Origin of the sequence: Bacillus sp. 5B6 (assembly GCF_000259405.1) — a bacterium.
In the GTDB taxonomy this organism is placed as follows: domain Bacteria; phylum Bacillota; class Bacilli; order Bacillales; family Bacillaceae; genus Bacillus; species Bacillus velezensis.
Map to the genome: position 1 here is coordinate 2,197,933 of NZ_AJST01000001.1, position 19,709 is coordinate 2,217,641.

18 protein-coding genes are annotated in these 19,709 nt (G+C 49.6%); 2 read left to right on the plus strand and 16 right to left on the minus strand.

The annotated features are described in order from the left end of the window. Positions 1 to 80: 80 nt before the first annotated feature. Entirely contained in the window at positions 81 to 518 is a 438-nt protein-coding gene (brxB, locus tag MY7_RS10095) for a bacilliredoxin BrxB (protein ID WP_015417784.1), read from the minus strand. A 178-nt stretch (positions 519 to 696) separates the two neighbouring features. On the opposite strand from brxB, the gene MY7_RS10100 reads away from it, so the two are divergent. Then, positions 697 to 1,593, plus strand: a complete 897-nt coding sequence (locus MY7_RS10100; protein ID WP_007612445.1) for a YegS/Rv2252/BmrU family lipid kinase — start codon at positions 697 to 699, stop codon at positions 1,591 to 1,593. Between the two features lie 45 nt (positions 1,594 to 1,638). Here the strand turns inward: MY7_RS10100 and MY7_RS10105 are convergent, their stop codons facing one another. The 8 genes from MY7_RS10105 to MY7_RS10140 form a co-directional block, all read right to left on the minus strand. Next, positions 1,639 to 2,901 carry a dihydrolipoamide acetyltransferase family protein gene (locus MY7_RS10105; protein WP_007612446.1) on the minus strand — a complete coding sequence of 421 codons (1,263 nt, stop codon included), beginning with the start codon at positions 2,899 to 2,901 and terminating at the stop codon, positions 1,639 to 1,641. Positions 2,902 to 2,922: 21 nt separating this feature from the next. Then, the gene (bfmBAB, locus tag MY7_RS10110) at positions 2,923 to 3,906 is read right to left on the minus strand and encodes a 3-methyl-2-oxobutanoate dehydrogenase subunit beta (protein WP_003153216.1); all 984 of its coding nucleotides are present in this window, start codon (positions 3,904 to 3,906) and stop codon (positions 2,923 to 2,925) included. A 12-nt stretch (positions 3,907 to 3,918) separates the two neighbouring features. After that, positions 3,919 to 4,911 carry a thiamine pyrophosphate-dependent dehydrogenase E1 component subunit alpha gene (locus MY7_RS10115; RefSeq protein ID WP_007612448.1) on the minus strand — a complete coding sequence of 331 codons (993 nt, stop codon included), beginning with the start codon at positions 4,909 to 4,911 and terminating at the stop codon, positions 3,919 to 3,921. 22 nt (positions 4,912 to 4,933) lie between these two features. Further along, on the minus strand, positions 4,934 to 6,355 hold the full coding sequence (gene lpdA, locus MY7_RS10120; RefSeq protein WP_007612449.1) for a dihydrolipoyl dehydrogenase: 1,422 nt from the start codon (positions 6,353 to 6,355) through the stop codon (positions 4,934 to 4,936). Beyond that, positions 6,345 to 7,460 (minus strand): butyrate kinase, encoded by a 1,116-nt coding sequence (gene buk / locus MY7_RS10125; RefSeq protein WP_139325676.1) that lies wholly within the window; start codon positions 7,458 to 7,460, stop codon positions 6,345 to 6,347. Before buk ends, lpdA begins: the two co-directional genes overlap by 11 nt. A 17-nt stretch (positions 7,461 to 7,477) precedes the next feature. Then, positions 7,478 to 8,572, minus strand: a complete 1,095-nt coding sequence (gene bcd, locus MY7_RS10130; RefSeq protein WP_007612452.1) for a branched-chain amino acid dehydrogenase — start codon at positions 8,570 to 8,572, stop codon at positions 7,478 to 7,480. Positions 8,573 to 8,585: 13 nt separating this feature from the next. Continuing rightward, the gene (yqiS, locus tag MY7_RS10135; RefSeq protein WP_007612456.1) at positions 8,586 to 9,479 is read right to left on the minus strand and encodes a phosphate butyryltransferase; all 894 of its coding nucleotides are present in this window, start codon (positions 9,477 to 9,479) and stop codon (positions 8,586 to 8,588) included. Positions 9,480 to 9,601: 122 nt separating this feature from the next. Beyond that, complete coding sequence (locus tag MY7_RS10140) at positions 9,602 to 11,671, minus strand: sigma-54 interaction domain-containing protein (protein WP_007612462.1); 2,070 nt, start codon at positions 11,669 to 11,671, stop codon at positions 9,602 to 9,604. Between the two features lie 153 nt (positions 11,672 to 11,824). On the opposite strand from MY7_RS10140, the gene MY7_RS10145 reads away from it, so the two are divergent. Next, the gene (locus MY7_RS10145) at positions 11,825 to 12,067 is read left to right on the plus strand and encodes a DUF2627 domain-containing protein (RefSeq protein WP_007408378.1); all 243 of its coding nucleotides are present in this window, start codon (positions 11,825 to 11,827) and stop codon (positions 12,065 to 12,067) included. A gap of 28 nt (positions 12,068 to 12,095) precedes the next feature. Here MY7_RS10145 and prpB read toward each other — a convergent pair whose 3' ends face one another. From prpB to MY7_RS10180, 7 genes are all read right to left on the minus strand, one after another. Then, positions 12,096 to 13,001 (minus strand): methylisocitrate lyase, encoded by a 906-nt coding sequence (gene prpB / locus MY7_RS10150; protein ID WP_007612468.1) that lies wholly within the window; start codon positions 12,999 to 13,001, stop codon positions 12,096 to 12,098. Between the two features lie 18 nt (positions 13,002 to 13,019). Then, the gene (locus tag MY7_RS10155; protein WP_029326083.1) at positions 13,020 to 14,447 is read right to left on the minus strand and encodes a bifunctional 2-methylcitrate dehydratase/aconitate hydratase; all 1,428 of its coding nucleotides are present in this window, start codon (positions 14,445 to 14,447) and stop codon (positions 13,020 to 13,022) included. Between the two features lie 25 nt (positions 14,448 to 14,472). Then, a complete protein-coding gene (gene mmgD / locus MY7_RS10160; RefSeq protein WP_007612474.1) occupies positions 14,473 to 15,570 on the minus strand; it encodes a citrate synthase in 1,098 nt (365 codons plus the stop codon). Between the two features lie 23 nt (positions 15,571 to 15,593). After that, positions 15,594 to 16,727 carry an acyl-CoA dehydrogenase gene (locus MY7_RS10165; protein ID WP_007612476.1) on the minus strand — a complete coding sequence of 378 codons (1,134 nt, stop codon included), beginning with the start codon at positions 16,725 to 16,727 and terminating at the stop codon, positions 15,594 to 15,596. A 29-nt stretch (positions 16,728 to 16,756) separates the two neighbouring features. Further along, positions 16,757 to 17,608, minus strand: a complete 852-nt coding sequence (locus MY7_RS10170) for a 3-hydroxybutyryl-CoA dehydrogenase (RefSeq protein WP_007612479.1) — start codon at positions 17,606 to 17,608, stop codon at positions 16,757 to 16,759. Between the two features lie 19 nt (positions 17,609 to 17,627). Beyond that, a complete protein-coding gene (locus tag MY7_RS10175; RefSeq protein ID WP_007612481.1) occupies positions 17,628 to 18,809 on the minus strand; it encodes an acetyl-CoA C-acetyltransferase in 1,182 nt (393 codons plus the stop codon). Between the two features lie 140 nt (positions 18,810 to 18,949). Beyond that, complete coding sequence (locus MY7_RS10180) at positions 18,950 to 19,687, minus strand: glycerophosphodiester phosphodiesterase (protein ID WP_007612482.1); 738 nt, start codon at positions 19,685 to 19,687, stop codon at positions 18,950 to 18,952. Between the last annotated feature and the right edge of the window lie 22 nt (positions 19,688 to 19,709).

Genomic DNA, 19,709 nt, shown 5'->3' on the forward strand with positions numbered 1-19,709 from the left:
CGATGTATAAATATTTATATTTATACAGATTCCATATAAAAAACCCCCGCAAGCGCTTGGCTCCGGGGTTTTTCTTTCACTTATACTTCTTCACAATATTCTTCAAATGCTTCCTGCAGTTTTGTGACGACGGCCATCGGCTCATGGCCTTCAATTTCATGGCGTTCCACCATTTTCATGATTTTCCCGTCTTTTAAAATGGCAAATGACGGAGAGGACGGCGGATAGCCTTCAAAGTATTCTCTCGCTTTGGCTGTCGCTTCTTTATCCTGTCCGGCAAATACCGTCACAAGCTGATCCGGGCGTTTATCGTAATGTACGGAATGGTACGCGGCAGGCCGTGCAATACCGCCTGCGCATCCGCACACAGAGTTGACCATAACGAGTGTCGTTCCTTTTTTCGAAAGCGCATCGTCCACTTCCTCAGCGGTTTTCAGCTCTGTATACCCGGCAGCCGTGATTTCCTGGCGGGCTTGACGCACGACATCATTCATAAATAAATTAAAATCCATATTCAACTGGGACCTCTCCTTTTTGATCATCTCTTCTTATGATAGCAAGGAACCTCCCTATCGGCAAATAACACCGCTCATATCCAATTGTTTTTTGTCCCTTTTATGTTCCCGATGTAAGTTTATGACCCTTTAAAAACGGGAAACTTGATAAGGAGATTGTCTGAAATAAAGGAGCAGTCATATGAGCCAACGGAAAGCAGTTTTAATTTATAACGGAAACGCCGGTCAAAAACAGATTGATAAAACGCTCGGCACGGTCGTCCCCATTTTGGCCCAATCAGCTGATGAACTTTTGATTAAACCGACCAAACATCAGGATGATGCCCGTCAGTATTGTGAAAATCTCGACAGTTCAGTTGACCATTTATATATTTTAGGCGGAGACGGCACTGTGCATCAATGCATCAACAGCATCAGCAAGCTTGATCACAGACCCGCTGTCGGCATTTTGCCGGGAGGAACGTGCAACGATTTCTCCCGGGCGCTCGGCATCCCGCAAAACCTCCAAAAGGCCGCTGAAGCGCTCGCGGCCGGACATAAACGGATGATTGACGTATGTAAAACGGATGACGGCTATTTTCTGAACTTCTGGGGCATCGGACTGATCACCGAAGCATCAAGCCATATCAATGAAACTGAAAAAGCATGGCTTGGTAAAATCAGCTACTTCACGAGCGCCTTGCGGACGATGACAAGCGCAAACCCGTTTCCTGTCAAATTGACGATTGACGGCGAGGTGAAAGAAGACGAAGCCGTAATGGTGCTTGTCATGAACGGGCATTATATCGGGACAAACAGAGTTCCCCTGCCTGATGCCAGCCTCCAGGACGGCTTAGCCGATGTGTTAATCTGCCGCAACACAAGCCTTGCCGCGCTGCGGGAGCTGATGACGATGGAGCAGGGTTCATTTGATGATTTCAAAGGGGAGCTGTCCTATATTCAGGCCTCCAGAATTGAAATCGAAACCGGACGTGAAATGGACGCGGATACAGATGGCGAGGTATACGGAACAACACCTTGTACGATCGAAGTGAAAAAACATCATCTCACTATGCTTGTTCCCGAGGATTCACAATAAAAATAAAAAAACTCCTTTTGCCGCCCGGGCAAAAGGAGTTTTTTTTTAATAGACGGAAGTATGTTCATCAATGTTTTCTAAGATCTCTTTGACGCGTCCGAGGAATCGGCCGCACACGAGCCCGTCGAGCACCCTGTGATCTAAAGACAGGCAAAGATTAACCATATCACGAACGGCGATCATCCCGTTATTCATGACAACCGGACGTTTGACGATAGATTCTACCTGAAGAATCGCCGCCTGCGGATGGTTGATAATGCCCATAGATTGAACTGAGCCGAAAGATCCCGTGTTATTGACGGTAAATGTGCCGCCCTGCATATCTTCCGCGGTAAGTTTTCCGTTTCTCACTTTTTTCGCAAGGTCCGTTATTTCTCTGGCTATGCCTTTAATCGTTTTTTCATCAGCATGCTTAATAACCGGAACAAACAGCGAATCTTCCGTGGCAACGGCAATGGAGATGTTGATGTCTTTCTTTTGGACGATTTTGTCTCCCGCCCACATGCTGTTCATCTGCGGGAACTCTTTGAGAGCCTGCGCCGCCGCTTTTACAAAGAAAGCGAAAAATGTTAAATTAAAGCCTTCTTTTTGTTTAAATGAGTCTTTAATGCTGTTTCTGTACGCCGTCATGTTCGTGACGTCGACTTCCATCATCGTCCAGGCATGCGGAATTTCTGTTTTGCTTTTATGCATATTGGCGGCGATGGCTTTTCTGACTCCTGTAACCGGAATTTCAATATCACCGGCTGACAGAGCTGGTGCCGGCGCTTGTTTTTGCTGTTGTTTCGGCGCTTGTTGCGTTGTTTGAACGGCAGCCGGCGCCGGTGCTTCCGACTTCTGCTGCATTCCCGAATCAATGATCTTTTGAATGTCTTTTCGCGTAATTCTTCCGCCTGCACCCGTTCCTTCAACTTCTTCAAGCTGAATGCCGTGTTCTCCCGCTAATCTGAGCACGGCCGGCGAATAACGCGCTTTATTCGACTGATCTTTACCTTGACGGTTTGCATCAGTGTCTGAAGGGGTATTCTGCTCTTCTTCCCGCTTCGGCGCCTCTTCCGTTTCCGTTTCTTCTGTTTCAATTTTGCAGATGATCTCGCCGACTGCAAGAGTCCGGCCTTCTTCTCCTACAAGTTCTCTAATCGTACCGGTAAAAGAAGACGGCACCTCCGCATTCACTTTATCCGTCATGACCTCCGCGATGGGGTCATATTTATTCACTTGATCACCGGGAGATACCAGCCACTTGCTGATCGTCCCTTCCGTCACGCTCTCTCCGAGCTGAGGCATAGCCATTTTTTCAATCGCCATGTCAAAAACCTCCTTACGTCTTTAAAACTCCGCTAATTCTCTCATCGCGGCTTCTGCTTTGTCAGGATTCATCATGAAGTATTTTTCCATTGTCGGCGCATAAGGCATTGCCGGAACATCAGGACCTGCAAGCCGCTTGATCGGCGCGTCTAAATCAAATAAGCAGTTTTCAGAAATAATGGCGGCGACCTCGCTCATAATGCCGCCTTCTTTCGTATCTTCTGTGATCAGCAATACTTTTCCCGTTTTAGAAGCAGCTTCAATGATGGCTTCTTTATCTAACGGATAAACCGTACGCAAGTCTAATACGTGTGCAGAAATTCCGTCTTTTTCAAGACGCTCGGCAGCCTGCAGAGCAAAATGGACGCATAATCCGTACGTAATGACAGTAATGTCGCTGCCTTCGCGTTTTACATCCGCCTTTCCGATCGGAAGGACGTAATCATCCGCAGGGACTTCGCCTTTAATCAGGCGGTACGCCCTCTTATGTTCGAAAAACAGCACCGGATCTTCGTCACGGACTGCAGCTTTCAACAGCCCTTTTGCGTCATAAGGAGTTGAAGGCATGACAATTTTAAGGCCCGGCTGGTTGGCAAAAATGGCCTCCACAGATTGGGAATGATACAACGCGCCGTGCACGCCGCCGCCGTAAGGCGCTCTGATGACCATCGGACAGCTCCAATCATTGTTTGAACGGTAGCGTATTTTTGCCGCTTCTGAAATGATTTGATTGACCGCAGGCAGAATGAAATCAGCAAACTGCATCTCGGCAATCGGGCGCATGCCGTACATCGCGGCGCCGATCCCGACACCGGCAATCGCTGATTCAGCAAGCGGCGTATCCATCACCCGCTCTTCTCCGAACTGTTCATAGAGACCCGCCGTGGCTTTAAACACGCCGCCTTTTCTCCCGACGTCTTCCCCGAGAACAAACACGCGCGGATCTCTTTCCATTTCTTCTTTCATTGCTGCATTAATACTGTCAATATAAGACATTACAGACATAAGTATTCCTCCCTACTTCGCATAAACGTGATCAAGCGTTGATTCAGGAAATGCGTATGGCGCTTTCTCCGCTTCGTCTGTCGCTTCGTTTACGATAGCCATGATGTCATCCAGCATGGTCTTTTCTTCTTCTTCACCTAGAAGCCCGGCTTCTTGCAAGTATGCTTTGTATAAAAGAAGCGGATCTTTTTTCTTTGCTTCTTCTACTTCTTCGCGTTCTCTGTAGCTGCTGTCGTCGTCATCACTGGAATGCGGTGTCAAACGGTAGGAAACCGTTTCTATTAATGTAGGGCCTTCGCCTTTAGACGCCCGTTCGCGCGCTTCTTTTACGGCCCGGTAAACTTCCAGCAGGTCGTTTCCGTCAACAGTGACTCCCGGCATGCCGTAGCCTGCCGCCCGGTCGGATATTTTCTCGCACGCCACCTGTTTGTCATACGGGACAGAAATGGCATACTTATTGTTTTCACACATGAAAATGACCGGCAGTTTATACACGGCGGCAAAGTTTGCCCCTTCGTGAAAATCCCCCTGGTTGGAAGATCCTTCTCCAAAGGTAACAAAAGAGACAATATCCTTTTTATCCATGCGTCCCGCAAGCGCGATTCCGACCGCATGAGGCACCTGCGTCGTAACAGGGGATGAGCCCGTTACGATTCTGTTTTCCTTTTGCCCGAAGTGGCCCGGCATCTGCCTTCCGCCTGAGTTCGGGTCAGCTGCTTTCGCAAAGCCCGACATCATCAAATCCTTTGCAGTCATACCAAATGCAAGCACAACCCCTATATCTCTGTAGTACGGAAGCACATAGTCGGTATCACGGTTTAAGGCATAGGCCGCGCCTACTTGTGCCGCTTCCTGTCCTTGACATGAAACAACGAACGGAATTTTGCCCGAGCGGTTTAAGAGCCACATTCTTTCGTCGATTTTTCTGGCTAACAGCATAGTTCTATACATTTCAACGGCTTCTTCGTCAGAGAGCCCTAATGCTTGATGGCGGTTTGTAGTCATTCAAACCCCTCCTTCTTTCCTTTTAAAAATGAATCGCGTTTCCGTCTGCGGCTAACGCAGCTTCTCCAATCGCTTCTGACAGCGACGGATGCGGATGTATGGATTGGCCGATTTCCCAAGGCGTCGCGTCAAGCACCTTGGCAAGCCCCGCTTCAGAGATCATATCGGTGACGTGCGGGCCGATCATATGAACACCGAGAATATCATCTGTATTCCGATCGGCGACGATTTTGACAAAGCCGTCGCTTTCTCCGTATACAAGAGCCTTTCCGATCGCCATGAACGGAAACTTCCCGATCTTCAGTTCATGCCCTTTTCGAAGAGCTTCCTCTTCTGTCAGACCGACGCTCGCCGCTTCCGGATTTGAATAAATACATTTCGGCACAAGAGCGGCATCAAGCGGAGCCGGATTAAGACCCGCCATATGCTCAACGGCAATGATGCCTTCACGGGAGGCCACATGCGCAAGCTGCAGCCCGCCGACAACATCACCGATCGCATAAATGTGCGATTCCTTCGTCTGCCCGGCTTCGTTCACGATGATAGAACCGTTTTCCGCTTCAATATCCGTGTTTTCAAGCCCGATCCCTTCAATGTTCGGCTGGCGGCCGATGGAAACAAGCATTTGTTCCGCGTGATACATTTCTTTTTTTCCATTCTTTTCAGCGGCAATTGAAACGCCGTCCGCTTTTTCCAATGTATCCGGAAGCACTTTCGCACCCGTCACGATCTTAATTCCTTTTTTCGTTAACAGTTTTTCCATCTCGTTTGAAATATCACGGTCTTCCGTCGGCAAAATGCGGTCCGCATATTCAATCACAGTGATATTGACGCCGAAATCGTTCAGCATGGATGCCCATTCAATTCCGATGACACCGCCGCCGACGATCATCATGGATTGGGGCAGACGTTCAAGCTCTAACGCTTCATCTGATGTCAGAATATATGTACCGTCTGCTTCTAAACCCGGCAGCATTTTCGGCCTTGATCCGGTTGCGATAATCAATTGTTTCGGTATCAGCATGTCGTTTTCTTCACCATTTGCGTATTCGACGGAAACCGTACCGGGAAGAGGTGAGAAGATGGAAGGGCCGAGCATACGTCCGTACCCGTTGAATACATCAATCTTCCCCTTTTTCATCAAGTGGGCGACACCGCCGGCCAGCCGGTCAACGATTCCCTGCTTTCGTTTTTGCACGCTGTCAAAGCGGAGGGAGACACCTTCCGTTTCAATGCCGAATGCTGCCGCTTCCTTTGCGGTTCGGTACACTTCCGCGCTTCTTAACAGCGCTTTACTCGGGATACATCCTTTATGCAGGCATGTTCCGCCGAGCTTTTCTTTTTCTACAACGGCCGTTTTTAAGCCGAGCTGGGCCGCTCTGATGGCGGCTACATAACCGCCTGTGCCGCCGCCCAGAATGACCACATCATACTCAGTCGCCATTTGTTTTCACTCCTTCGCCGATCTGATATTGCTTTGACTGCTCCTCACCGGCTAAAACCCGAAGCGCGCCTTGCGCGAGAGATTGCAGTTCATTTTCTCCCGGGTACACCAGTACATCCGAAATCCAATCTATGTACGATCTGATGGCGGATACGAAACTTTTCCCGTACGCCAATCCGCCCGTCAGGACGATGATGTCTACTTTTCCTTTTAAAACGGCGCTTGCCGCCCCGATTTCTTTTGCTACTTGATAAGCCATTGCGTCATAAATGAGACGCGCATTTTCATCTCCGGCCTGAATGCGTTTTTCCACCTTCACCGCGTCCGTTGTCCCCAGGTAGCCGGAGAGTCCGCCCGTGCCGACAAGTTTTTTCATCATATCGGCTTTTGAATACTTGCCGGAAAAACACATTTCCACCAAATCACCCGCCGGAACAGTTCCCGCGCGCTCCGGGCTGAAGGGTCCTTCTCCGTGAAGCCCGTTGTTGACATCCGTCACCCGTCCGCAATCATGGACACCGACTGTGGTGCCGCCGCCCATATGAGTGACGATCATCTTCATCTGTTCATACCGTTTGCCGAGGGACGCCGCCGCCTGACGGGCAACAGCTTTTTGGTTCAAAGCATGGAAAATGCTTTTCCGCTTGATTTCAGGCATTCCTGATACTTTAGCGAGCGGAGTCATCTCATCCACCACGACTGGATCGACGATATACGCGGGTATATTTAATCCGTCAGCTATTTCCCTGGCAATAATTCCGCCCAGATTAGAAGCATGCTGGCCGTTGTAGCCGTTTTTCAAATCAGTGATCATGGCGTCATTCACTTCATATGTGCCGCCCTCAATCGGTCTGAGCAGGCCGCCCCTGGCACAAACGGCATCGAACTTTGAAATGTTGATGCCCTGTTCGTGCAAAGACTCAAGAATGCTTATTTTTCGAAATTCGTATTGGTCGATAATGCTGTTAAATGCTTTCAGCTCTTCTTCGGGATGCCGCAGCGTCTTTTCAAAGATACAGCGTTCATTGTGAAAGACACCGATTTTCGTTGATGTTGAGCCTGGATTCAGAATGAGAATGCGTTTTTCCTTTTCGAACATTTTCATACCTCCAGATCAAATTCCTATCGTCTGCTTAATATACTTTGGCCGTTTTGCAAAAACTGGCTTCTTGAACGGCGCATGCGCTCAATTCGTTCCTCAGCCAGACGGTCAGCCGCTAAGTATGTCGGAATGCCGTCACGCGCGGAAATATCGAGCACCCGCTCAATATTTGCATAGATGCCTTCAACCTTTTTCAAAGCCCGCTCAGCATTGTAGCCGTAAAGCTCATCGGCCACATTGATGACGCCGCCTGCATTGATGACATAATCCGGAGCGTACACGATCCCCATTTCATGAATGGTATCGCCGTGACGTGTTTCTTTCAGCTGGTTATTGGCTGCTCCCGCAATGACTTTCGCCTTCAGCTGTTTAATCGTGTCATCGTTAATGACGGCGCCGAGAGCACATGGGGCATAAATATCGCACGCCTGTGAGTAAATGTCGTCAGGATCAACTGCGCGGGCGCCGAAGTCCTCAACGGCACGTTTAACAGATTCTTTATTGATATCCGTTACGATTAAAGAAGCGCCTTCTTCGTGAAGGTGGCGGCATAGATTGTAAGCCACATTTCCCACGCCTTGCACGGCAATTGTTTTACCTTCCAGTGAATCAGTGCCAAACGCCGCTTTCGCTGCAGCTTTCATCCCTTTGTAGACGCCGTACGCCGTAACCGGGGACGGATTTCCTGATGAACCGAATGCCGGAGAAATTCCGGTTACATAGTCTGTTTCATCATGAATGATGTCCATATCTTCAACGGTGGTGCCGACGTCTTCCGCCGTAATATACCTTCCGTTTAAGCCTTGGATGTAGCGCCCGAACGCGCGGAACATTTCTTCATTTTTATCTTTGCGCGGGTCTCCGATAATAACGGTTTTCCCGCCGCCTAAGTTTAAACCGGCAGCCGCATTTTTATAAGTCATGCCTTTTGCGAGTCTTAGTGCATCTTCAATCGCCGCTTCTTCACTGTCATATGTCCACATTCTTGTTCCGCCGAGTGCTGGGCCGAGCGTCGTATCATGAATCGCGATGATCGCTTTTAATCCGGATTGTTCATCTTGGCAGAATACCAATTGTTCGTAATCATAAGTCTCCATATATTTAAAAATTTCCATAGGTTCGTTCCTCCTACTGTTCTTGTGATGCGCAAATCGCAAGCGCAATTGAATACAGTTTATTTTCTGCGGTATCCGCTCTGCTCGTTAATGCGATCGGCGCTTTTGCACCGGCGATGACGGCAGCAACATTTGCTTTCGCAAAATAAATCATTGACTTATAAAGCATATTTCCGGCCTCGATTGAAGGAACCAAGAGAATATCCGCCTGACCCGCTACGCTTCCGGAAATCCCTTTTTGCAGCGCAGCCGCTTGGGATACGGCATTATCCAAAGCAAGCGGTCCGTCCGCAATGCAGCCGGTAATCTGTCCTCTGTTGCACATTTGGACGATCGCAGCCGCGTTCAGGGTCGCCTCCATTTTCGGATTAACCGTTTCAATAGCGGCAAGGACTGCGGCTTTCGGCATAGGGTTCCCTACTGAATGTGCAACGTGAACCGCATTTTGCAGAATATGCCCGAGCTCTTCAAGAGACGGGGCAATGTTCAGCGCTGAATCAGTCACATACATCAGCCGGTCATAGTCCGGCACCTCAAAAACGGCTACATGTGACAACACCCTTTTTGAACGAAGCCCTTCATGGCGGTTTAAAACCGATTTCAGAAGAGTTGAGCTCGGGAGATTCCCTTTCATCAAAACGTCCGCCTCTTGTTCACGCACTGCGCGCACTGCTTTTGCCGCAGATTCTTCGGGTGAATCGGCGTGGATGATTTCAACATTGAACTTCGGCTCATTTGCCAGAAGCTCTTTCAGCTTTCCGCTGTCACCCGTCAGTAAAAATCGTGCCGACAAGTGTTCTGCCGCCATTTTGACGGCCTGGATCACTTCTTTATCTGCTGCGTGGGCCACTGCAATGGTTTTTGCGTTTTTTGCCGCGGCTTTTTCAACTAGGTCTCTCAGCTTCATTTTGTACCACCTTCCTTGTGCGAATCCGCTTTTAACAATGCAAGTTCCGTGCCAAATATGCGGGAGGGTTTATTCCGGCTTTTTTCAAGAAAACATGCAGCTGTTTGCGCTTTCTCTGCAATTTATTGCATGCCGTCATTTGCAAGGCCGTACTTGTCCATTTTGTAGTACAGGTTCCGAATGCTGACGCCAAGCGCTTTTGCCGTTTTGGTTCGGTTGAATTTATGCTTTTCAAGCGTTTTTTGAATGACGTGCGCTTCAAATTTTTCAACAGCCTGAGACAGCTTTTCCCCTTCCACATCCGGAAAATCACTTTGGGTGCCGTTTTTTTCATTCAGCTCTGATTCAAAAACAGGCAGATGCTGCTGTTCGATCCGTTCCATGTGCGGCTCTAAAAATATCATTGCCCGTCCGAGAACATTTTCAAGCTCCCGGACGTTTCCCGGCCAGCTGTAGGCTGATAAAGCTCGCAGCGCGTTAGGCGTGAGCCCCTTTACATTGCGGCCGTAATCCTGATTGATTTTTTCAATGAGCCGAATGCTCAGCGCTTCAATATCTTCTTTGCGCTGCCGAAGCGGCGGGATTGAGATCGGATAGCGGTTAATCCGGTAATACAGGTCTTCACGGAACGCGCCTTCCGCCATGGCCTTTTCGATGTTGACGTTTGTCGCTGCGATAATTCTGACATTGACAGAAATCGCTTTAGCGCCGCCGACTCTGATAATTTCTTTTTCTTGCAGAACTCTGAGCAGCTTTGCCTGGGTGCTTTGGGTCAACTCTCCGATTTCATCTAAGAAAATGCTGCCGTTATTCGCTTCTTCAAAAAGTCCTTTTTTGCCCCCGCGCCTCGCGCCCGTAAACGCGCCTTCCTCATAGCCGAAAAGCTCGGATTCTAGCAGGGATTCAGACAGGGCCGCACAATTGACCCGAATGAACTTATTGTATTTTCGGTCGCTTTCATTATGGATGGCGTGGGCGAAAAGTTCTTTTCCTGTGCCGGATTCTCCCCGCAGCAGAATCGTCGCCGGCGTTTTCGCCCCGAGCTTCGCCTGTTCAAGGGCGACCAGCATTTGTTCACTCGTGCCGATAATGTCGTCAAACGTGTATTTCGCTTCAAGCGTGCGGATGATCTGACGCGCCCGATTCAGCTCAGCAGTCAGCGTTTTTATTTCTGACACATCGTGAATGACGCCGACGCTGCCTTTTAAAATACCGTCCACAATAACGGGGGCAACATTTACGATAACATCCTTTTTATTGGGGCCGACCTTCATCCTCACACCCCGCACGGGCCGCCTTGTCCCCAATACTTTCAGGTGCATGCTTTCCCCTTCTGAGATATCGGTGGAAGCGGGTTTTCCGATGACTTCGCTTTCTGACAGCCCGGTCATTTTTGTATACGCTTTGTTGATTAACATTCCGATGCCGTTTTCATCAACGACAGAAATGGCCTCGTCTGATGATTGTATAATCGCTTCAAGCATGGTGCGGATTTGTTTTAAGTTCGTGACCTCTTCCGCCAGTTCAACTGCGTCGGTGATGTCTTTAAACACGCATAACGCGCCGAGAAGTTTTCCGCCTTCATCAATGATCGGCAGTCTTGTCGTGACAATCTGCAGGTGCTTTCCGAGAAGCTGCTTCTGGTTATATTCCGGCTCTCTCGTTTCCAGAATCCGCGGCAGCTTTGTGTTCGGCACTACATCTTTAATTTGGCGGCCGATGACATCCTCCCGTTTTCGGCCGACCATTTTTTCTGCCATCTGATTAAATAAAATGATCGTTTCGTTGACGTCTATAAATATCATGCCGTCGTGCGTTGAATTAAAAATCCGGTCATGCTTATACGTCTGCGACTTCAGCATTTGGATAAGCTGCTGTTTTTCCTCCATCAGCTGAAACACCATGTACGCCAATTTTCCCGGCATGACGATGGTTTGTTCTTTTTTCTCATGGAGCAGCTCATCCATGACCGCTTTATCGCCTGTTGTATGGATGATAATATCTATATCTTCAGTTATGTAGGGTTTCCAATCTGATGAGGTTGCAATTCCATATCTCCGGGCTTCTTGCAGCCCTTGCGCCTCCGGATCTTGATCAACCACCGCAATAATCCGGATCAGCTTTGTTTTCATCAAAATCTGTAGGAGCGCCGTGCCTCCTTTACCAGCACCTATAATCAGCACCTTCTGCATCCCGATACCCCTTTATATGAAAAAATTTGCACACCTGTATTTCCCGTTGCAATAATTTGCACAACCCCTATGTTACCACGTTTTGATCTCTTGACAAAATATTTTTTCGATTGGACAATAAAGGAAATCATATCGTAAAGGGGTTTTCTGAATATGAGCCGGCTTGTTGCTCTTTTGATTCTGGTCCTCCCCGGCGCTGTCGCGGCGCTCGGCATTAAGCTGATGAGAGATGCATTATTCGGGCATGCGTTTTCCCCGTTTCCGTCCCTTTTTCTTCAGGGGGCGGCCGGATTGGCGTTTTTTTTGTTCGGCCTTTATGTTCTGGCCGGGTTTATTCTGTACAGAGATCGGAAACGCAATCAAGTCAGCCCGCGGTTCAGGAAAAAAAAGCTGTAAAAAAAGCCCTTGCAAAAAAAGGGCTTTTTCAGTCGTCCGGCAGTATTGTTTTGGCAATGGATTGATCCAGTTCTTCATAGTCATCGTAAGCGATCGTTTCATATAATTCTTTTCTCGTCTGCATATCCGAAAGCCCCTCTTTTTGCGAGCCTTCTTCTTTCAGAAGGCGGAAAATACGCTCAAAAGCCTTGGCCGCCGTTCTGAGTGACGTGACCGGGTAAATGACCATCTGACAGCCCATATCGGAAAATTCATCAGCACTGTAATACGGCGTTTTTCCGAATTCAGTCATGTTTGCGAGAATCGGCACACTGATTTGTTTGGAAAACGCTCTGAATTCACTTTCGGATTGGAGCGCTTCCGGAAAAACAGCGTCAGCACCCGCTTTTATATAAGCGGACGCCCTTTTTAATGCCCCCTCCAGTCCTTCCTGCTGTCTGGCGTCTGTTCTCGCAACAACAAGAAGAGTCGGCGCGGCCCGCTTGACCGCTTGGATTTTTTGCGCCATTTCTTCAATCGGCACGAGCTGCTTCCCATTCAGATGTCCGCATTTTTTCGGCAGGCGCTGGTCCTCCATCTGGACGGCGGCCGCGCGCACTTCATACATTTCTTTCGCCGTCCGGGCGGCATTCAGCACTCCTCCGAAACCCGTGTCAATATCGACAAGGACGGGCAGATCAGACGAGCGGACCAGATCTTTAACCCGTTCAGCCATTTCCGCCGACGTGATGATCCCTAAATCGGGCAGCCCTCTGCTCGCCGTGTAAGCCGCGCCTGATAAATAAAGAGCCGAAAACCCCGTTTTTTTGGCGATAAGAGCGGCCATCGCATCGTGAGCGCCGGGGATCTGCAATAGATCCGGCGCTGCCATCAGCGTACGGAACCGCTCTGCAAGCTCCTCTTGAGACGACTGCTTGCTGACGATCCACGTCATGTTTGTCACCCTCCTATTTTATACGAGAAATAAGTCCATAAATTCACTGACGCTGAGCTTCTGCATTCGGCCGCTATGTTCGCAGGCCTCTTCGATTTTACGCTGCTGCTTCAATGCAAAATGAGTGCTGATGTTTGCTGAAAACTTGGCAAGAATCTTCGGAACGGCTTCTTTTCTGCGGAACCGGTGCCCGAGCGGGTATTCACATTCAATCCGTCCCGTAGCCGTGCCGTCTGTAAAATGCACCTGTACGGCATTTGATATGGATCGCTTATTCGGGTCTAAGTAATCTTTTGAGTACGCTTTGTGTTCCGTCACCTCCATTTTGCTCCGCAATGTATCAATTCGCGGGTCAGACGCCGTTTCCTCTTCATAATGATCGGCCGTGATATCTCCGAAAAGCAGCCCGATTGCCGTAATATACTGGAGGCAGTGATCCCGGTCAGCCGGATTGTGAAGCGGCCCTTTTTTATCGATAATCCGGATTGCCGACTCATGGGTCATAATCGTGATCCTATCAATGTCTTCGATGCGGTCTTTCACCTCCGGATGAAGCCGGACCGCGCATTCCGCCGCTGTCTGGGCGTGAAATTCAGCCGGGTAGGATACTTTAAACAAAACATTCTCCATCACATAGGACCCAAGCGGGCGGGCAAGCTTTATTTCCTGCCGGTTAAATAATACGTCTTGAAATCCCCACCCAGATGCGGTCAGAGCCGTCGGGTACCCCATTTCACCTTTGTGCGCCATAAGGGCCAAATATACCCCTCTGCTCGTCGCGTCGCCGGCCGCCCATGATTTGCGTGATCCGGTATTCGGCGCATGACGGTACGTTCTGAGGCTTGAATTATCAATCCAGGCATGAGATACGGCGTTATTGATTTCCTCTTTTGAGCCGCCCAGCATTTGCGCGCAAACAGCCGCAGTCGCCACTTTCACAAACAGCACATGGTCAAGCCCCACTCTGTTTAAGCTGTTTTCCAAAGCGAGAATCCCTTGAATTTCGTGCGCTTTGATCATTGCGCAAAGCACATCGCGCACGGTAAGCGGTTCTTTCCCTTCTGAAATCCGCACTCTGGATATATAATCCGCACAAGCCAATATGCCTCCGAGATTGTCAGACGGATGACCCCATTCCGCCGCAAGCCACGTATCATTATAATCGAGCCACCTGTTGATACAGCCGATATTAAAAGCAGCCGTGACCGGATCTAAAACAAAAGGCGTGCCCGGGACTCTGCTGCCGTTGGGCACGGAGGTTCCCGGGACAATCGGGCCGAGCAGCTTTGTACATTCGGGATAGCTGAGCGCCAAAATTCCGCAGCCTATCGTATCAAGAAGCACATGTCCTGCCGTAGCGAAAGCTTCTGAACTGTCAATCTCCTGATGGAGCACGTAGTCAGAAATCTCTTCGATTACAGCGTCCATTCGGCGGGGTTCTGTCATGTTTTCATCTTCCTTTCTCATCTGTTTACAGGCGCGCTCCGGTATAGCGGACACGCGGGCGGAAAAGCCGGTTTCGGCTGTGCTGTTCAATGACGTGGGCACACAGGCCGACCGTGCGTGCGCTGAAGAATATAGGCGTGTACAGCGGTATCGGGATGCCGAGCATGTAATAGACCGGCGCTGCGTAGTAATCTAAATTCGGATAAAGGCCTTTTTTCTCCCTCATGACGGTTTCGCCGGCTTCACACATATTATAAAGACGGAAATCACCTGAAAGATCAGACAGCTTTTTTAACGCTTCTTTCATCATAAGCGCCCTCGGGTCCATTTTTTTCATGTAGACACGGTGGCCGAAGCCCATGATTTTTTCTTTGTTTGCGAGTTTTTGAGTTAATAATTGTGTAAACCCGTCTGTATCCTTCGCTTCCTCAAGCATGTACATAACCGCTTCGTTCGCGCCGCCGTGAAGATTTCCCTTAAGCGAGGCGACGGCTCCGGTCAGCGCGCCGTAAATATCCGATTGCGTCGAAGCAATGACACGGGCCGTAAACGTTGAGTTCGGCAATTCATGCTCACTGTATAAAAGAAGCGACCTGTCGAAGATTTCTTCTTCCAAAGATGACGGCGTTTTTCCGGTAATCATATATAAAAAGTTTGCGCTGTATGATAAGGTTCCGACCGGCGCCAAAGGCTCCAGCCCGTTGATGACTCGATAGCTGTTGACTGTCAGATTCGGCATTTTGCCTATCAGTCCGCGTACGCGGTGCTGATTTACGGAAGATGAACGGTCATCGATGTCCTTGTCAAAGCCTCCAAGCGCGGACAAACCCGTCCTCAGTCCGTCCATCGGGTGAGTATGTTCGGGCAGCAGACGGCATATGTGCAAGATTTCCTCGGGAAGGTGTCCGCCGCGCCGAACGTCTTCTTCAAGCGCCGCCTTCTCTTTCGCATCAGGAAGTCTGTCTTCCAATAAGAGATGAACAATGTCCATATAGCCGGCCGTTTTAGAAAGCTCAATCAGATCGTGGCCTTTGATTAAAATACTGCCCTGCTGTGTATCCAGGAAAGAAATCCCCGTTTCCACCGCAATGACGCCATCTAAACCGGGAGAATAAGATTCCATGGTTTCGCTCCTTTGCGCACTTTTTATTGAAGAAGATACTTAGAAATAATCAGCCTTTGAATCTCATTGGTTCCTTCATAGATTTGCGTAACTTTCGCATCCCGAAATAAACGCTCCGCGGGATACTCTTTCATATAGCCGTAGCCGCCGTGAATCTGCACAGCCTCCACCGCCGCTTTCATCGCCGCATCGGACGCGAATTGCTTCGCCATAGATGCTTCTTTTCCGCACGGAAACCCTCGCTGATACAGATCAGCAGCATGATAGACCAATAATTTGGCAGCTTCCGCATTCGTCGCCATGTCAGATAATTTAAATGAAACGGCCTGATTCGAAGCGATGGGTCTGCCGAACTGGCTGCGGGTTTTGGCATACTCCACCGAGCAGCCGAGCGCCGCTTCGATAATCCCGAGCGCCTGAGCCGCTATGCCGATCCGTCCGACTTCAAGGTTTTTCATGGCGATTGAAAAGCCTTCGCCCTCTTCGCCGAGCCGGTTTTCAATCGGAATTTCCGCTTGGTCAAACTGCAATTCGACAGTATTGGAACCTAACAATCCGAGCTTTTTTTCTTTTTTTCCGATAGAAAAACCGGGTGTGTTTTTTTCAACGATAAACGCTGAAATCCCCTTTCTCCCCTTACCCGGATCGGTTATGGCGAATGTCAGATACAGATCTGCCGCTCCGCCGTTTGTAATAAAGATTTTTGAACCGTTCAGAATATATGAATCGCCTTTTCGCACGGCTCTTGTTTTCAGGCTTCCCGCATCAGATCCGGATTGAGGCTCAGTAAGCGCAAAAGCCCCAATATATTCGCCCGCTGCCAGCTTCGGAATATACGTTTGTTTTTGGGCTTCTGTCCCGAAATGCAAAATCGGGATTGTCCCTACCGATGTGTGGACGGATAAAATGACGCCGACGGCCGCGCTGACTTTTGATATTTCATGAATCGCTAAAATGTAAGATGTTGTATCAGCACCCGCCCCGCCGTAAGCTTCCGGGACGGGAATGCCCATCAATCCCGCTTCGCCCATTTTTTTAATAAGCCGCTCCGGAAATTCATCTGTTGATTCCATGAGCTCAACCACCGGCGCGATTTCCTTGCGGGCAAAATCACGCACCATTTTTCTCATCATGATGTGCTCTTCTGTAAAATGCATGGCTGCCGTCTCCCCTCATGATCTTTACGTCATCTGCCGTACTCATAAAAACCGCGCCCGCTTTTTTTGCCGAGCCAGCCGGCGCTGACATATTTTCTGAGCAGAGGGCATGGGCGGTATTTCGGATCTCCCAGCCCCGCATAGAGAACCTCCATAATGGAAAGGCACGTATCCAGCCCGATGAAGTCAGCTAATGTTAAAGGACCCATCGGGTGCCGCATGCCGAGCTTCATCACCGCATCAATCGCTTCCTTTGAAGCTGCTCCTTCGTAAAGGCAATAAACGGCTTCGTTAATCATCGGCATTAATATGCGATTAGATATAAAGCCCGGGAAGTCATTGACTTCGACAGGGGTTTTATTCATCCGGACGGCAAGCTTCTTTACTGTTTCCGCCGTTTCTTCCGATGTGGCGAGTCCTCTGATGACTTCGACAAGCTCCATGACAGGAACCGGATTCATAAAATGCATGCCGATTACTTTTTCAGGCCTTTTTGTGGCCGCGGCAAGCTCTGTAATGGGAAGAGAAGACGTATTGCTTGCCAATACGGCATGAGGGGGACAGATTTTATCAAGTGTGTCAAACAATTCCGCTTTTGCTTTTTTGTTTTCGGCAATGGCTTCAATTATAAAATCAGCATCTCCCGCTTCTGTGAGTTCTGCCGGGGAAATACGGCTGAAAACGGCATCTGTCTCCTGCTGTGACTTCCGTCCTTTTGCCTGCTCTTTCTCCAGGTTTGTCTTTATGCGGTGAAGACCTTTTGTTACCGTTTCCGGTTCCCAATCGTATAACTTGACGGCAAACCCGGCTTCTGCAGCCGTCTGCGCGATGCCTGCTCCCATTTGACCCGCACCTGCGACCATGATTGTTTTCATCTTCATCCGGCGCTCCCTCCTTTGATCAGTACACCTCAAGCAGGACGGCATCTCCTTGAGCCGCTCCGCTGCATATAGCAGCTACGCCTAAACCCCCTCCGCGACGCTTTAATTCGTATATTAAACTCATGATGATTCTCGCTCCGCTTGCGCCGATCGGGTGGCCGAACGCGATTGCCCCTCCGTTTACATTCACTTTTTCCCGGCTGAACCCGGCTATTTTTTCACTCACGAGCACGACGGACGCAAATGCTTCATTTACTTCAAACAAATCAATATCGTCAACGGACAGTCCGGTTTTTGTCAAGAGCCGGCTGATGGCCTCTCCCGGCGCGCTTGCCAGCTCGGACGCTTCCAGTCCGACTGACGCAAAGCCAAGTATCGCTGCGAGCGGCCTGACATGCTGCTTTGCAGCTTTTTCCTCTGACATCAGCACAAATGCTCCGGCCCCGTCATTTACACCGGGAGCGTTTCCGGCTGTAACCGTTCCGTCGGCTGAAAAAATTGGCTTGAGCGCTGCAAGCTGCTCAAGGCTCGTATCAGGACGCAGCCCCTCATCCGCTTCAACAGTATGCTGTTTGCCCTTTTTGCCGGTCCAGGTGACGGGAACGATTTCTTCACGCAATTTGCCCGCTTCAGCCGCCTCTGCCGCACGTTTCTGGCTCAAAAGAGCGTAATGATCCTGTTCATCCCGGGAAATGCCGTACTTTTTGGCCGCAGTGCTTCCGTGGACAGCCATATGCACCTGGTCGAACGCACAGGTCAGCCCGTCATGAACCATTAAATCCTGAAACACCCCGTCCCCCATCCTCACACCCCAGCGGCCGGCCGGAATGGCGTACGGAATGTTGCTCATGCTTTCCATTCCGCCTGCAATCAGCACGTCCGCATCTTTCGCCCGGATCATTTGATCACAGATGGTAACGGCCCTGAGCCCTGATGCACAGACCTTATTAATGGTTTCAGCCGGAACGGACCACGGAAGCCCGGCATATCTTGCAGCCTGCCGTGCCGGAATCTGCCCGGCACCCGCCTGGACGACCATTCCCATCACCGCTCCTTCCGCTTCGCTTTCACTGATAGCGGCGCGCTTGATTGCTTCTTTTATGGCAATGCCGCCAAGCTCGGCTGCCTTTACCTCTTTTAATGCGCCGCCAAATTTTCCGAACGGCGTTCTTGCCGCACTGACGATAACCGTTTTTCCCACAATTTTGCCTCACTTTCAATAAGATAAAAGATAACGCTTACACAAAACGCCCTGTTACAATATATGAACCGGCTGACCGAGTTATGAGTGCACCGCCTTTTTCCCGCCCATAAAAAAAGAAGACTGTCTGAACAGTCTTCTCAGCTGCGGCATTCTTCTTTTATAGAAACAGCCAGCTTTGGATAATCGGTAAAAATTGCGTCTGCTCCCGCTTTCATCATCTGCTTCATATCCTCAGGACGATTGACGGTGAACGGACGGAGCGCCGCTTGGTGTTTTGCAAGATGTTTAATCACTTCAGCGCTGACCGCCGGCGTACCGAGCTTCGGATGATAACCCGAAGCGGGAATGGCTGCAAGATACCGTTCAGGCCGGTACAGCACATCCATTGTCAGCACCGCCCGTTCAATTTCAGGCGCCAGGGCGTGGCAAACCGCGAGACTCTCATGATTAAATGAAGAAAAAATAACGCGTTTTTCCAGTCCGTAATATCTGACTTTTTTAATCACTTCTTCTTCCATTCCTTCGTAACGGAATACACTGTTTTTCAGCTCAATGTTTATCAGAAAATCAGCACGTTCCGCAAAACGCAGCACATCTGACAAAAGCGGAACTCTGACACCTTTAAAAGTATCTTTCCATTTTCCGGCGGCATCGGCGGTTCTGATTTTGTCATACGCCGTATCTTTCACAAATCCTTTCAAAGACGTCGTGCGGTCGAGGGTTTCGTCGTGAATGACCACGATCCGGCCGTCTTTTGTCATCTGTACATCAAGTTCGATTCCGTCAGCCCCGTCCTCAATTGCTTTTTTGAATGCAGGCATCGTATTTTCAGGGCAGTCGCCCGACGCCCCCCGGTGGGCAAAAATATTCGTCATATGTGTCACCTCAGGTGTTTGT

What these genes read in the sequence shown, in the direction of transcription:
- MY7_RS10145 (WP_007408378.1), top strand. Translation starts at nt 11,825, where the DNA reads ATGAGCCGGCTTGTTGCTCTTTTGATTCTGGTCCTCCCCGGCGCTGTC.
- yqiS (WP_007612456.1), bottom strand. Translation starts at nt 9,479, where the DNA reads ATGAAGCTGAGAGACCTAGTTGAAAAAGCCGCGGCAAAAAACGCAAAA.
- bcd (WP_007612452.1), bottom strand. Translation starts at nt 8,572, where the DNA reads ATGGAAATTTTTAAATATATGGAGACTTATGATTACGAACAATTGGTA.
- MY7_RS10100 (WP_007612445.1), top strand. Translation starts at nt 697, where the DNA reads ATGAGCCAACGGAAAGCAGTTTTAATTTATAACGGAAACGCCGGTCAA.
- MY7_RS10115 (WP_007612448.1), bottom strand. Translation starts at nt 4,911, where the DNA reads ATGACTACAAACCGCCATCAAGCATTAGGGCTCTCTGACGAAGAAGCC.
- MY7_RS10155 (WP_029326083.1), bottom strand. Translation starts at nt 14,447, where the DNA reads ATGACAGAACCCCGCCGAATGGACGCTGTAATCGAAGAGATTTCTGAC.
- MY7_RS10180 (WP_007612482.1), bottom strand. Translation starts at nt 19,687, where the DNA reads ATGACGAATATTTTTGCCCACCGGGGGGCGTCGGGCGACTGCCCTGAA.
- mmgD (WP_007612474.1), bottom strand. Translation starts at nt 15,570, where the DNA reads ATGGAATCTTATTCTCCCGGTTTAGATGGCGTCATTGCGGTGGAAACG.
- bfmBAB (WP_003153216.1), bottom strand. Translation starts at nt 3,906, where the DNA reads ATGTCTGTAATGTCTTATATTGACAGTATTAATGCAGCAATGAAAGAA.
- buk (WP_139325676.1), bottom strand. Translation starts at nt 7,460, where the DNA reads ATGAAAATGTTCGAAAAGGAAAAACGCATTCTCATTCTGAATCCAGGC.
- MY7_RS10105 (WP_007612446.1), bottom strand. Translation starts at nt 2,901, where the DNA reads ATGGCGATTGAAAAAATGGCTATGCCTCAGCTCGGAGAGAGCGTGACG.
- MY7_RS10165 (WP_007612476.1), bottom strand. Translation starts at nt 16,727, where the DNA reads ATGCATTTTACAGAAGAGCACATCATGATGAGAAAAATGGTGCGTGAT.
- prpB (WP_007612468.1), bottom strand. Translation starts at nt 13,001, where the DNA reads ATGACGTGGATCGTCAGCAAGCAGTCGTCTCAAGAGGAGCTTGCAGAG.
- lpdA (WP_007612449.1), bottom strand. Translation starts at nt 6,355, where the DNA reads ATGGCGACTGAGTATGATGTGGTCATTCTGGGCGGCGGCACAGGCGGT.
- MY7_RS10170 (WP_007612479.1), bottom strand. Translation starts at nt 17,608, where the DNA reads ATGAAGATGAAAACAATCATGGTCGCAGGTGCGGGTCAAATGGGAGCA.
- MY7_RS10140 (WP_007612462.1), bottom strand. Translation starts at nt 11,671, where the DNA reads ATGCAGAAGGTGCTGATTATAGGTGCTGGTAAAGGAGGCACGGCGCTC.